Annotated in this window: 11 protein-coding genes; 7 read left to right on the top strand and 4 right to left on the bottom strand. The window is 69.3% G+C overall.

Features of this window, described 5'->3' with window-relative positions; genetic code table 11:
• Positions 1–231: 231 nt before the first annotated feature.
• The gene (pgfA, locus tag AT701_RS01630; RefSeq protein WP_058125006.1) at positions 232–1428 is read left to right on the top strand and encodes a cell envelope lipid trafficking protein PgfA; all 1197 of its coding nucleotides are present in this window, start codon (positions 232–234) and stop codon (positions 1426–1428) included.
• 29 nt (positions 1429–1457) lie between these two features.
• On the top strand, positions 1458–3095 hold the full coding sequence (locus tag AT701_RS01625) for an MmpA family trehalose lipid delivery protein (RefSeq protein ID WP_058125005.1): 1638 nt from the start codon (positions 1458–1460) through the stop codon (positions 3093–3095).
• On the opposite strand, the gene AT701_RS01620 is transcribed toward AT701_RS01625, so the two are convergent.
• Positions 3055–4233 (bottom strand): ROK family transcriptional regulator, encoded by a 1179-nt coding sequence (locus AT701_RS01620; RefSeq protein WP_014876734.1) that lies wholly within the window; start codon positions 4231–4233, stop codon positions 3055–3057. The genes AT701_RS01625 and AT701_RS01620 overlap by 41 nt on opposite strands.
• A 169-nt stretch (positions 4234–4402) precedes the next feature.
• Between AT701_RS01620 and zwf the strand changes: the two genes are divergently transcribed.
• From zwf to eda, 3 genes are read left to right on the top strand one after another with little or no spacing between them, the layout of a single operon-like run.
• Positions 4403–5890 (top strand): glucose-6-phosphate dehydrogenase, encoded by a 1488-nt coding sequence (gene zwf, locus AT701_RS01615; protein WP_011726838.1) that lies wholly within the window; start codon positions 4403–4405, stop codon positions 5888–5890.
• Positions 5887–7716: a phosphogluconate dehydratase gene (edd, locus tag AT701_RS01610; RefSeq protein WP_058125004.1), complete on the top strand. Its 1830-nt coding sequence runs from the start codon at positions 5887–5889 to the stop codon at positions 7714–7716. The genes zwf and edd overlap by 4 nt, the downstream gene beginning before the upstream one ends.
• Positions 7713–8342: a bifunctional 4-hydroxy-2-oxoglutarate aldolase/2-dehydro-3-deoxy-phosphogluconate aldolase gene (eda, locus tag AT701_RS01605; protein ID WP_058125003.1), complete on the top strand. Its 630-nt coding sequence runs from the start codon at positions 7713–7715 to the stop codon at positions 8340–8342. The genes edd and eda overlap by 4 nt, the downstream gene beginning before the upstream one ends.
• Positions 8343–8348: 6 nt before the next feature.
• On the opposite strand, the gene AT701_RS01600 is transcribed toward eda, so the two are convergent.
• Positions 8349–9524: a glycosyltransferase family 4 protein gene (locus AT701_RS01600; RefSeq protein ID WP_058125002.1), complete on the bottom strand. Its 1176-nt coding sequence runs from the start codon at positions 9522–9524 to the stop codon at positions 8349–8351.
• Between the two features lie 33 nt (positions 9525–9557).
• Between AT701_RS01600 and AT701_RS01595 the strand changes: the two genes are divergently transcribed.
• Positions 9558–10322, top strand: coding sequence for a class I SAM-dependent methyltransferase (locus tag AT701_RS01595; protein ID WP_058125001.1), 765 nt, complete (start codon positions 9558–9560; stop codon positions 10320–10322).
• A 55-nt stretch (positions 10323–10377) separates the two neighbouring features.
• The gene (locus AT701_RS01590; protein ID WP_058127492.1) at positions 10378–11862 is read left to right on the top strand and encodes an aldehyde dehydrogenase; all 1485 of its coding nucleotides are present in this window, start codon (positions 10378–10380) and stop codon (positions 11860–11862) included.
• Between the two features lie 73 nt (positions 11863–11935).
• On the opposite strand, the gene AT701_RS01585 is transcribed toward AT701_RS01590, so the two are convergent.
• Together AT701_RS01585 and AT701_RS01580 are read right to left on the bottom strand one after the other, a co-directional pair.
• Positions 11936–12463, bottom strand: coding sequence for a dihydrofolate reductase family protein (locus tag AT701_RS01585; RefSeq protein WP_058125000.1), 528 nt, complete (start codon positions 12461–12463; stop codon positions 11936–11938).
• Positions 12464–12466: 3 nt separating this feature from the next.
• Positions 12467–13375 carry an AraC family transcriptional regulator gene (locus AT701_RS01580; RefSeq protein WP_058124999.1) on the bottom strand — a complete coding sequence of 303 codons (909 nt, stop codon included), beginning with the start codon at positions 13373–13375 and terminating at the stop codon, positions 12467–12469.
• Between the last annotated feature and the right edge of the window lie 51 nt (positions 13376–13426).

Genomic DNA, 13426 nt, shown 5'->3' with positions numbered 1-13426 from the left:
CGCGGGCAGGAAACCGCGGGTGCCGCCCACCTCGTGCTGGGCCTGCGCGGATTGCTCGGTGGTCACGGCGACCAGTGTGCCGCGCGGTCGGGACCCCGCCAAACGGCGCCTGCCGGGTCCCGCCGCACGCACGCCGTATGCACTCGGAGTAAGTGATGGCCTTAAATAGTGCTGTTAGGGTCGAACGGGTTTGCCTCAGGACGAGTCGGCCCACACAGAAGGAGGCCCGGTTTGAACCGCGCTGTGGCGCTGCGTATCGCGGCATGTGGACTTCTGGGGCTCGGTGCTGCCCTGCTGATCGCCGCGTTGCTGTTGACCACCTACACCAAGGGCAAGATCGCCAAGATCCCGCTCGACATCGACACGTCGCTGGTCAGTGACGGGACGGCGACGGCCTTCGATCCGGACTCGCTGGTCGCCGAACGGTTCAAGATCGACCGTGACGTGCCGGTGGCCCTGCAACAGCAGATGAGCGTCGAAGCGCCGTCCAACGCCGACGTCGTGACGTTCCAGGTGGGCACCACGCTGCGCCGCACCGACCGTCAGCAGGACGCCGGGCTGCTGCTCGCGATGGTGGACACCGTCACGATGAACCGGAACACGGCCGAAGCCGTGTCGAGCGAGAACAACCCGGGTGGCGCCGTGCAGAAGCCGCGCGCCATCGAGGACGAGAAGCCGCCCACCAACATCGCGCTGCCCCACGAAGGGCTGACCTACCGCTTCCCGTTCGACACCGAGAAGAAGACGTATCCGTTCTTCGACCCGATCGCGCAGAAGGCGTTCGACGCCAACTACGACGGCGAGGAAGACGTCAACGGGCTGACCACCTACCGGTTCGTCCAGAACGTCGGCTACGACGCCGACGGCAAGCTCGCCGACCCGATCAAGTACTCGTCGCTGTACGAGGACGACGCGGATGCGTCGGTCACTGCGCGCGCCGAGGTGTGGGGTGTGCCGGGCGAACCGGACGAGTCGATCACGATGGACCGGTTCTACGCCGCTTCGCGCACGTTCTGGGTCGACCCAGTGTCGGGCACGATCGTCAAGAGCGAAGAACACGGCTACCAGTACTACGCACGTGAGGCCCTCAAGCCCGAGGTCACCTACGTGGACTTCAAGGTCACCACCAACGAGGAGAGCGTCGAATCGCAGGTTGCCGCAGCGTCCGACGAGCGTGACCGCATCGCGCTGTGGACACGGATCCTGCCGATCACGTTCACCGCGCTCGGCCTGGTGTCGCTGGTCGGCGGCGCGGTCCTCGGTTCGTTCGCGCTGCGCACCGAGTCCACGCTCATCGATCCGGGTCTCGACACCGCCGACCACGGATTCTTCGATACGCAGGGCATCCAGGTGCCGGGTGCGGAGGCCAAGACCGAGAAGCTGCCCGCGCAGCGTCCGACCGATCTGCCACCGGACCGACCGATCTGAGAACTGCGGTCCTGCTGCGGTCATGCTCGGTGCCGGCCTATGCGCTGGTATTGAGCGTGCTGGTGACGGCGCCGCTGCTGGCACCCGGCTATCTCTTGCTGCGTGACGCGGTCTCGACCCCGCGCTCGTATGTGACCGACGCCGCGCTCGGCCTCACCGAGGCCGCGCCGCGTGCACTTCCGCAGGACTTCGCCGTCGCGCTGGCCTCATCGGTGCTCGACGGCGGCGTCGTGGTCAAGGCCCTGCTGCTCGCGGGCCTGGCCGCGGCCGGCTGGGGTGCCGCGCGCCTCGTGGGGCACGTGCTTTTCGATGCTGGTCTGGCCGGCCGGTTCACGGCCGCGACGCTGGCGATCTGGAATCCGTACGTGGCCGAGCGGTTGTTGCAGGGCCACTGGAGTCTGCTGGTCGGGTACGGCTGCCTGCCATGGGTGGCCGTCTCGGTGCTGCGGTTGCGTGAGCGTGCGTCGTGGACTCCGGTGGCTCCGCTGGTGTTCTGGATGGCGCTCGCGGGCCTGACGCCGACGGGGCTCGTACTGGCCGCGACCGTGGCGCTGGTCTGTGTGGCGGCCCCGGGTGACGGCTGGCGGCGTGCGCGCGTCGCGGGCCTCGGCCTGGGGGTCGCGGTGGCTGCGGCGTGCCCGTGGCTGGTGGCCGCGTTCGTGAGCGGCGCGGTGTCGTCGTCCCCGGACCCCGGGGCGGGGGTGCGCGCGTTCGCCGCGCGCGCCGAACCGGGCCTCGCCACGCTGGGCAGCCTGGCCGGGCTGGGCGGCATCTGGAACGGTGACGCCGTGCCCGCGTCCCGCACATCGCTTTTCGCCGTGGTCGCGACCGTGGTGCTGCTGGGTGTGGTCGCCGCGGGGCTTCCTGTTGTGGCACGCCGCCGTGCCGCGGTGCCTCTTCTGGTGCTCGCGGCCGGGGCCGTGATCATGCCCGCGCTGATGACCAGTGCGCCCGGACTCGTCGTGGTGGAGGCGCTGATAGACGCGGTGCCCGGTCTCGGGATCGTGCGCGACGGTCAGAAGTGGGTGGCGCTGGCCATGCCGGGCTATGCGCTGGCCGCGGGCGCCGCGCCGATGATGTTGCGGCGGTTGCGGATACCCGCGGCCGCGGCCGCCGCGGTGTGTTGTGCCGCGTTGATCGCCGTGCTGCCGGATCTGACGTGGGGCGTGGGCAACCAGATGCGGGCGGTGCGGTATCCGCAGAGTTGGGCGCAGGTCGCGGCGACCATCAACGCCGATCCGCGCCCGGTCGTCGCGCTGCCCGCCGACAGCATCCGCGAGTTCTCGTGGGCGGGAACGGTTCTGGACCCGCTACCGCGATGGCTGCGGGCCGATGTGCTGACCACGGGCGATCTGCTCATCGGGGGCCGGACCGTGCCGGGTGAGGGTGCGCGGGCCCGTGCGGTGCAGGGCCTGCTGCGCGATGGCGCGTCGCCGCAACAACTCGCCGAAGCGGGCGTGGGCTGGCTGGTCCGTGAAACCGACAGCGGGATCACGGCGCAACGCATCGGCGGCGAAGCCCCGTCGTCGCCGCATCGCGGTCTGCTGATCGCAGCGCACCTGGTGTGGCTGGCGGCGCTGGCCGGCGGCGCCCTCGGGCTCGTCGCGGGACGCGTCGGGCGCGTGCTCAGTCGCCGTACATGGCGGCATCGACCGCGTCCGGGCTGAGCACCCGGTCGAGCACGTTGGTGGCGCAGCCGACCATGCTGGAGCGCTCCCGATGGATGGACGGCACGATCTGGAGGGTGCGGGTGGCCAACGCGGTGGCGTTGCCGTACAAGGTTTCCCGTAGACCCGCGACAAACAGGTCGTACGCGCCGACCATGTCTCCCGCGATCACCAGCACGGCCGGGTTGAGCAGGTTGACCGCGGCGGCGAGCACCTCGCCGATGTGGCGTCCGCTCTCCCGGATCATGCGGCGCGCCTCGGGGTCGCCCGTGTGCGCGAGCGCCACGACGTCACGCAGGTGGTTCACCGCACGGCCGTCACGCTGCAGCGCACGCACCAGCGCCCAGCCACCCGCGATCGCCTCGAGGCAGCCCGTGTCGCCGCACCGGCAGTGCACGCCGGCCGCGGCGGCCGTCTTGCTGTGGCCGAACTCCCCGGCGGCCTGTACGGCGCCCCGCTGGAGTTGTCCGCCCATGATGATCCCGGCGGCAAGGCCGGTGGACGCCTTGACCACCAGCATGTCGTCGTATTCGCCGTAGCCGCCGCGCCTTTCGGCCACGGCGATGGCGTTGGCGTCGTTGTCGATGACGACCGGGGCGTCGGTGAGGCTCGTGAAATACGGGGCGAGCGGCACGCCGTCCCAGCCGCTCATGTTCGGTGAATCCAGGCTGGCGCCGGTGCGCTGATCGACCGTGCCGGGCAGGCTGAGCCCGACGCCGAAGATGTGTGCGTCGCGGCGGGCCGACTCGTCGAGCAGCATGTCGAGCCGTTTGACGAGGTCGGGCAGGAGGTCGTCGGGTGCGATACCCGGCTCCTGGTCGATGTCGGTGGACGCCAGGATGGTGCCGTCGAGGTTGCAGACCGCGAGTTGCGTGCGGCTGCGTCCGATCGCCGCGGAGAACACCACGCCCGCGTCGACGTTGAACATCAGTTGCGCCGCCGGCCGCCCACCCGTCGACGCCTGATCGCGCTCGATCACCAGGCCGCCGGCCTCCAGGGCCGCAACGCGTGCCGTGACCGCGGTGCGGGACAGGCCCGTGAGCCGCCCGAGTTCACCGCGCGTGGTGGCCCGGCGATCCCTGATCAGCGCGAAGACCTCTCCGGGGGTGGGCGACACCAGCGTCGCAGGAGGCGGCATGGCCTCCATGGAACCGCATCTGAGCGCATGGAGCAAACAAAGAACGCATTATTTAGGTCTTTGAAGTACATAAGTACGTTTGCCAAAGTCCTAATGCGGGTCTAGCGTTTGAGGCTGAATCGATCCAGCTCCTATCGATCCAGCTCCTGCTCCTCTCTAGGAGGCTTCGATGAACCGAACCCCCAGCCCCGTCGATCCGTGCGATTTCGTGATCTTCGGCGGCACCGGCGACCTCGCCGCGCGTAAGCTCCTGCCCGCCCTGTACCTGCGGGACCGAGACGGCCAGCTCGCAGGCGCCACCCGGATCATCGGTGTGGCCAAGGCCGGCCTGGACGACGCGGGATACCGCAACACGGTCCGTGCCGGACTCGCCCGGCACGTCGAACCCGACCTGCTGGACTCCGACGTCGTCGACCGTTTCCTGAGCCGCCTGCGGTTCGTCAGCGTCGATCTCACCGAACCGTCGGACTACGCGGCCGTCGGTGACGTCCTGACCTCGCCCGACGGAGGGTCGGGACACGACATCCGGGTGTTCTACCTGGCCTGCGCTCCCGCCCTGTTCGGGCCGATCTGCGGCGCGCTCGGCGCGCAGGGACTGGTCACCGAGTCCTCGCGGGTCGTGCTGGAGAAGCCGATCGGGCGGGATCTGGCGTCCGCGCAACAGATCAACGAGGCTGTTGGCGCGGTGTTCGCCGAGCACCAGATCTTCCGCATCGACCACTACCTCGGCAAGGAGAGCGTGCAGCAGCTGCTGGTCACACGCTTCGGCAACACCTGGCTTGAGCCGCTGTGGAACTCCAGCCGCATCGACCACGTACAGATCACCGCGGCCGAATCGCTCGGTGTGGGTGCCCGCGGCGACTACTACGACCAGTCGGGTGCACTGCGCGACATGCTGCAGAACCACCTGCTGCAGGTGCTCTGCCTCGTGGCGATGGAACCGCCGACCCACGTCAACCGCGAATCCGTGCGCGACGAGAAGCGCAAGGTGCTCGAAGCCCTCGAGCCGCTGACGGCCGAACAGACCCAGCGCGACACCGTCACCGGGCAGTACGGTCCCGGCCTCGTCGGCGACGAGGTGGTGGGAAGTTACCGCGAGGAGGTCGCCGACCCGCACAGCCGCACCGAGACGTTCGTCGCGGTCAAGGCGCACATCAGGAACTGGCGCTGGGCCGGCGTGCCGTTCTACCTGCGCACCGGGAAAAGGATGTCGCAGCGCTTCTCCGAGATCGTCGTGCAGTTCAAACCCGTTCCGCTGCCGATGTTCCCGGGCATCGAAGGCACCTCGGAACCGAACCGGCTGATCATCTCGCTGCAGCCCGACGAGGCCATCCGGCTTGAGATGACCGCGAAGGAACCCGGTTCCGGCGGCCGTCTGCGGCCGGTTTCGTTGGCGCTCAACTACACCGAGGCCTTCCCCGAGCGCTCCCCCGATGCCTACGAACGGCTGCTCATGGACGTCGTGCGTGGGGATCCCACATTGTTCATGCGTCGCGACGAGGTCGAGGCCGCGTGGGCCTGGGCCGAACCGATCCTGCGCCACTGGCAGGACGCCGACCGGGTGCCCCGGACCTACCCGGCAGGCACCGATGGACCCGTTGACGCCGCCACGCTCATCGAGCGCGATGGCCGGCGCTGGCATGGAGGAGCAGCATGAGCACCGTCCACCCGACCGTCGCGGAGGTCACGCGCCGCATCGTCGAGCGCAGCGCCGCGACCCGCGACGTGTACCTGGAGCGCATGGCCGAACAGACGCACCGCGGCCCGGCCCGCGGCCGCCTGGCGTGCGCCAACCTGGCGCACGGATTCGCCGCGACCGAACCAGCCGACAAAGAGGCGTTGCGCCGCATCGTCAAACCCAACCTGGCGATCGTGTCGTCCTACAACGACATGCTCTCGGCGCACAAGCCATTCGAGGACTACCCGGCCCAACTGAAGGCCGCGGCACTGGGCGCCGGCGCCATCGCCCAGGTCGCAGGCGGCGTGCCCGCGATGTGCGACGGCATCACGCAGGGCCGCGCCGGTATGCAGCTGTCGTTGTTCTCGCGCGACGTGATCGCCATGTCGACGGCAATTGCCTTGTCCCACGACATGTTCGACGCCGCGCTGTTGCTCGGCGTGTGCGACAAGATCGTGCCGGGCATGCTGATCGGTGCGCTGAGTTTCGGCCACTTGCCCGCGATCTTCGTGCCCGCCGGCCCGATGACCTCGGGACTGCCCAACGGAGAGAAGTCCCGCATCCGCCAGATGTTCGCCGAGGGCAAGGTCGACCGTGAGGCCCTGCTCGACGCCGAGGCCGCGTCGTACCACGGGCGCGGCACGTGCACGTTCTACGGCACCGCGAACTCCAACCAGCTGCTCATGGAGGCGATGGGCCTGCATCTGCCCGGGTCCAGCCTGGTGACGCCGGACACCCCGCTGCGTGAGGCGCTGACCGCAGCGGCAGGTGCACGGGCCGCCGAGGTGACCGCCCTGGGCGACGCCTACACACCGGTCGGCGCCGTGGTCGACGAGCGCGCCGTGGTCAACGGGGCCGTCGCGCTGCTGGCCACAGGTGGGTCGACCAACCACACCATGCATCTGGTCGCGATCGCCCGCGCCGCGGGAATCATCCTGACCTGGAACGACATTGCCGATCTGTCGGCGGTCGTACCGCTGCTCGCGCGGATCTATCCCAACGGCAAGGCCGACGTCAACCACTTCCAGGCCGCAGGCGGCATGGCGTTTCTGGTCCGGTCGCTGCTCGACGCCGGGCTGCTGCACGAGAACGTCACGACCGTGGCCGGACCGGGCCTGCGCCGCTACACCACCGAGCCCTACCTCGACGACGGGGTGCTGCGCTGGCGCGACGGGGTGCACGCGAGCCTCGACACCGACGTGCTGCGCGGGGTCGACGACCCGTTCGCGCCCGACGGCGGGCTCAAGACACTCTCGGGCAATCTCGGCACGAGCGTCATGAAGACCTCGGCGGTCGACCCCGAACATCGCACGGTCGTCGCACCCGCGGCCGTGTTCGACAGCCAGGAGGCGTTCCTCGAGGCGTTCGGGGCCGGTGAACTCGACCGCGATTTCGTCGGCGTCTTGCGATACCAGGGACCGCAGGCGCTCGGTATGCCCGAACTGCACAAGCTCACCCCGGCGCTGGGGGTGCTGCAGGACCGCGGGTTCAAGGTCGCGCTGGTGACCGACGGGCGCATGTCGGGCGCTTCGGGCAAGGTGCCCGCGGCCATCCACGTCACGCCGGAGGCCGCCGCGGGCGGGCCGCTGTCGCGGGTTCGCGACGGCGACGTCATCACCGTCGACGCCACGGCCGGTACGTTGTCGGTCGACGTCGCGCCCGCGGACCTCGCTGCCCGGTCCAGCACCGGGCAGGCCCCCACCAACGACGAGTGGACCGGCACCGGCCGGGAACTCTTCGCCACCTTGCGTGCCAGCGTCGGCCCGGCCGACCAGGGCGCCACGATCTTCAGGAGTGCCGTATGAGTCTCGATTCCCTGCTCGACCTCGTCCCCGTCATCCCCGTCGTCGTCGTGCACGACGCCGCCGACGCGGTGCCGATCGCCAAGGCACTGGTCGAGGGCGGGTTACCGGTCATCGAGCTGACGCTGCGCACACCCGCGGCGCTCGACGCCATCAAGCGGATCGCCGACGAGGTGCCCGAGATCCTCGTCGGTGCGGGCACCGTCGTCGACTCCGCACAACCGAAACAGGCCGCCGCCAACGGGGCCCAGTTCCTGGTGTCACCCGGTAGCACGCCGTCGCTGCGTGCGGCGATGCGCGACAGCGGGTTACCGCACCTGCCCGGGGTGTCCACGGTGTCGGAGGTGCTCACCCTGCTCGAGGAGGGCTACACCGAGCTGAAGTTCTTCCCGGCCGAGCAGGCCGGCGGCGCGAAGTATCTGCGCGCCATCCACTCGCCCGTCCCCGCGGCACGGTTCTGCCCCACCGGCGGGATCACGCCCGCCAACATGGGCGACTACCTGGCGAGCCCGAACGTCGGCTGCGTGGGCGGCAGCTGGTTGACGCCCGCAGATGTGGTGGGGCGCAAGGACTGGGCCGAGGTGGCGCGGCTGGCCCGCACCGCGAAGGCGGCCGCCGGGGCGTCCTGAGCGGCGTCAGACCAGGCCGCTGAGGTATCGACCCGCGCGGACCGACTCCAGCACCGTGCACATGGCGTCGGCGCTCTGCGCCCACGAGAACTCGTCGCTGCGGGTCTGCGCCTTGGTGCCCAGTTGCGTGCGCAGCACGGGATCGGACACCAACTGGCGCAACCCCGCGACCAGCCCGTCGCGGTCGTCGACGAGCAGGCCGGTGACCCCGTCGACGACAGAGTCCGTCAGTCCGCCCGACGAGCGGTAGCCGATGGTGGGCACGGCGTGCTGCGCTGCCTCGGTGACCGCCAGGCCCCAGCCTTCCTTGCGCGACGGCAGCACGTGCACCCAACTGCGTTGCAGTACACGATGTTTGGTGTCCTCGTCGACGTGACCGTGGAAGGTCACCGCGTCGGTGATGCCCAGCAGTTCGGCGTGTTCGACCAGGCGTTCCCGCCACCAGCCGTCGCCGAGGATGTCCAGGTGCACATCAGGCATCTCGGTGCGCAGTTGCGCGACGGCTTCCAGCGCATCCTCGATCTGTTTGTGCGGCACCAGCCGTGACAACACCACCAGGCGCGGGGTCTCCGAGCGGGGCAGCTTCAGGGTGGTCGCGGGTGCCTCGTCGAGTCCGTTGCGCACCACCGCGATCCGCTGTGAATCGACACCGAGTTCATTGAGGTCACGGGCCGACGGCAGTGACACCGTGACGTACTGGTTGCGCCGGTGCAGCCGCGGCGACAGCCACGACTCCACGAACCAGCCGATACGACCCATGACAGGACCGGCGACGGGCCACAACTCGCGGTGGCAGTGGTGCACGAGCACCGCGACGCGCCGGCCGAACGCGAGCCGCGCGAGGAACGGCAACCCGTTCTGGGTGTCGATCACCACGTCGGGCCGCGCGCGGCGCAGCGGCCCCAGCCCTATGCGCGCGAGCACCATCGCCAGACCGGCCCAGATGTAGACGGTGTAGGGCCCGCCACCACGGCTGATGCGCACGCCGTCGACCACCTCGGTGCGCGCCGAACCGGGATAGCGCGCCGTGCGCAGCGTGACGTCGACACCGCGGCCTGCCAGGTATGCGCCGATGCGCTGCACGTACGCCTCGCTGCCGCCGCCCTGCGGGTGGCCGGTGTCGCGCCAGCACAGCAGCAGCACTCGCCGCACGTGCGGAGCAGACTCGGGCCGGGCAGACATCGAATCGAGAGTACCGGTGAGTAGGTTGAGCGGGTGAATCCCACCGACCGCTTCGCCGGCCGGGCGACGCTCCGCCGGTCGGTGCGCCTGCTGTCCCAGTTCCGCTTCGAGCAGTCCGAACCGGCCCGGTTCTACGGCGCCCTGGCCGACGACACGGTCGCCATGGTCGCCGACCTCTGGACCGGCGTGACGGGTGATTCCCCCGCAGGTCGCACGGTGCTCGACGTGGGCGGCGGACCCGGTTACTTCGCGTCGGCGTTCGAGCAGGCCGGTATGCGCTATGTGGGCGTCGAACCCGATCCGCGCGAGATGCACGCAGGTCCGGCGGGTGAACCGGGCGCCGGGGTGTTCGTCCGGGCGTCCGGCATGGCGTTGCCGTTCGCCGACTCCAGCGTCGACATCTGCCTGTCGTCGAACGTCGCCGAGCATGTGCGCAACCCGTGGCGACTGGGCAACGAGATGCTGCGGGTGACCCGTCCCGGCGGGCTCGCGGTGCTGTCGTACACCGTGTGGCTGGGGCCGTTCGGCGGTCACGAGATGGGCCTGACGCACTATCTCGGCGGCGCACGGGCCGCCGAACGCTACACGCGCAGGCACGGTCACCGGCCGAAGAATGACTACGGATCGTCGTTGTTCGCGGTGTCGGCGGCCGACGGCTTGCAGTGGGCGCGCTCCACGGGCGCACTGGTGGCCGCATTCCCCCGCTACCACCCACGATGGGCCTGGTGGATGACCTCGATACCGGGTTTCCGCGAATTCGCGGTGAGCAACCTGGTGCTGGTTCTGTCGCGCCGGTAACCTCCCCAACTGGAACAGGTTCTCGTTTCACAGGGAAGTGAGTAGTGTGACCGCCATGACACAGACTGCATCGGCCGCGACCGCGGCCACGACGAACTGGGACAAGCTGTTCATCGGCGGCCAGTGGGTCGAGCCTTCGTCGTCGGAGATCATCGAGGTCTTCTCGCCCGCGACCGGCGAGAAGGTCGGTCAGGCGCCGCTGGCGACCAAGGCCGACGTCGACGCCGCGTGCGCCGCGGCGCGCAAGGCGTTCGACGAGGGGCCGTGGCCGCGGATGACGCCGCAGGAGCGCGAGGCCGTGCTGGCCAAGGCGACCGCGCTGATCGAGGAGAGCGCCGACGAGTTCAAGACGCTGCTCAAGCTCGAGACCGGCCAGCCGCAGACCATCGTCGACATGATGCAGTACGGCGCGGCGATGTCGACGCTGCAGTTCTACGCCTCGGCGGCCGACAAGTTCGCGTGGAAGGACATCCGCGACGGCATCTACGGCCAGACACTGGTGCTCAAGGAGCCCGTCGGCGTCGTCGGCGCCGTCGTCGCCTGGAACGTGCCGTTCTTCCTGGCGGCCAACAAGCTGGGCCCGGCGCTGCTCGCGGGCTGCACGATCGTGCTCAAGCCGGCCGCCGAGACACCGCTGACCACCAACCTCATGGCACAGAAGTTCCTCGAGGCCGGCCTGCCCGAGGGTGTGCTGTCGGTGGTGCCCGGCGGCCCGGAGACCGGCCGCGCGCTGACCGACAACCCGGCGCTCGACAAGTTCACGTTCACGGGCTCGAGCGCAGTGGGCAAGGAGATCGGCAAGATCGCCGCCGAGAAGCTCAAGCCGTGCACGCTGGAACTGGGCGGCAAATCCGCGGCGATCATCCTCGAGGACGCCGACCTGGACTCGACGCTGCCGATGCTGCTGTTCTCGGGTCTGATGAACTCCGGGCAGGCATGTGTCGGCCAGACCCGCATCCTGGCACCGCGCTCGCGTTACGACGAGGTCGTGGAGAAGGTCGCCGCGGGTGTCGCCGCGATGCAGGTCGGCGTGCCCGATGACCCGGCGGCGATGGTGGGTCCGCTGATCAGCGAGAAGCAGCGCGAACGCGTCGAGGGCTACATCAAGAAGGGCATCGAGGAGGGCGCGCGTCTGGTGACCGGCGGCGGTCGTCCCGAGGGCCTGGATTCCGGCTGGTTCGTGCAGCCCACGGTGTTCGCCGACGTCGACAACTCGATGACCATCGCGCAGGAGGAGATCTTCGGGCCCGTGCTCGTGGTGATCCCCTTCGAGGACGAGGACGACGCCGTGCGCATCGCCAACGACTCGGTGTACGGCCTGGCCGGTTCGGTGTACACCACCGATCACGCCAAGGGCGTCGAGATCGCGTCGAAGGTCCGCACGGGCACCTACGGCATCAACATGTACGCATTCGATCCGGGCGCCCCGTTCGGCGGCTACAAGAACTCCGGCATCGGCCGCGAGTGCGGGCCCGAGGGCATCGCGGGTTACTGCGAGTCCAAGAGCGTGCTGCTGCCGTTCGGGTACACCCCCGAATAATCCTGCCGAGCAGACGCGAAACTGCCCTATTCCCAACGGAATTGGGCAGTTTTGCGTCTGTTCGCGAGGGGATCTAGGTGTGCAGGACCGGGCGCTTCCAGCGCGCGCACACGAAGTCGCCGTTGCGGGCACAGTCGTCGAGCACCCACTCCGAACGCATCGGCAGCACCCGCGAACCCACGCCGAGCGTGCACGGTGCATAGCTGACGATGATCTCGTCGATCAGGTCGGCCGCGACGAACTGCGCGGCGACGTCGCCGCCGCCCACCACCCACACATCCTTACCGCCCGCGGCCGCGACGAGTTTCGGGTGCAGTTCGGCGACGTCGCCGGAGAACACCTGCATGGGATGACTCTCGGCGGCGATCTCGGGGCGGTGGGTGAGCACCCAGGCGGGCTGGTCATAGGACCAGTCGCCGTGTTCGACCACCCACTCGTAGGTGCTCGCACCCATGACGAGCACACCGATGGTCTCGATGAACTGTTCGTAGCCGAACGGTCCGTCGGGTGTGATGTCGCGTGACGTGAGCCAGTCGAGACTCTGGTTCTCGTCGACGATGTAGCCGTCGAGGCTCGAAGCGGTGTAGTAGACGGTCTTCACGATTCAGTCCCTTCTCATCCATTCCAGCGGATCACCACGGTGGGTGTCGATTCCGTGACGCGAGAGCATCGCACGCGCCAGCCCGCGCCGGTGCGCCGAGTAGGTGAGCACGTGCGCGACGATGCCGTACAGCTGAAACGACTCCGGCGGGTCGCACAGCGCGTCGATCACCGTGTCACCGAGCCGTCCGGCCGTCGAGTACTCCGATATCACCGTGGTCCAACGGTTCCCGACCGTGTCGTGGTGCACCGCCAATTCCCGGGGCGAGGCGTTGCACGTGGTGTCCCGCGACGGGAAGTCGCGGCCCTCGATGGTCGCCAGCCACACCTGCTTGGTCCACACGATCGCCGCGAGGACCGCGGCGACGCTCGGTTCGGGACCGTCCCAGTCGAGCACCGTCTGCCCCGGTGAAACCCCTTCGCGCCACTGCCTTTCCGTGAGCACGGACGCCTGTTCGATGAGATAGGCCGTATCGGCGATGTCGTGCACGAGCATGAACTGCGCGATGTCGGGCCCAGCTGCGCCCGCTCCGTCGTCGCACCACAGCGACTGCGGCGGATGGAAGTGCACACCGTTGGGAGCGGGCAACCGGAACCCGACGTCCGCCGCGCGCGACGGCGGCACGCCGAAGGCGCGGCGGAATGCGCGGGAGAACACCTCCGGTGACGACCATCCCTCTGCGGCAGCGACTTCCGCGACGCCCGCACCCTGGCGCAGCCGCCACGCCGCGCGTTCGAGCATGATGCGCCGCCGCAGCGCGGCGGGTGGTTCGCCGGTGAGCCTGCGCACCTCGCGCGAGAAGTGGAACTCCGAGGCGTAGCTGTTGCGCGCCATGTCGCCGACACCGTCGTTCTCGGAGTCGACGACGGCGTCGAGCAGTTCACGCAGCCGGTCGCGCCCGTTCGGTTCCACACTCACGTTCACCGAGTATGGTCGGCGCGCTGGGGTCAGGACATGACTTTT

Origin of the sequence: Mycolicibacterium smegmatis, from assembly GCF_001457595.1 — a bacterium.
GTDB classification, from domain to species: domain Bacteria; phylum Actinomycetota; class Actinomycetes; order Mycobacteriales; family Mycobacteriaceae; genus Mycobacterium; species Mycobacterium smegmatis.
This window is presented reverse-complemented; position numbering and strand designations above follow the sequence as displayed.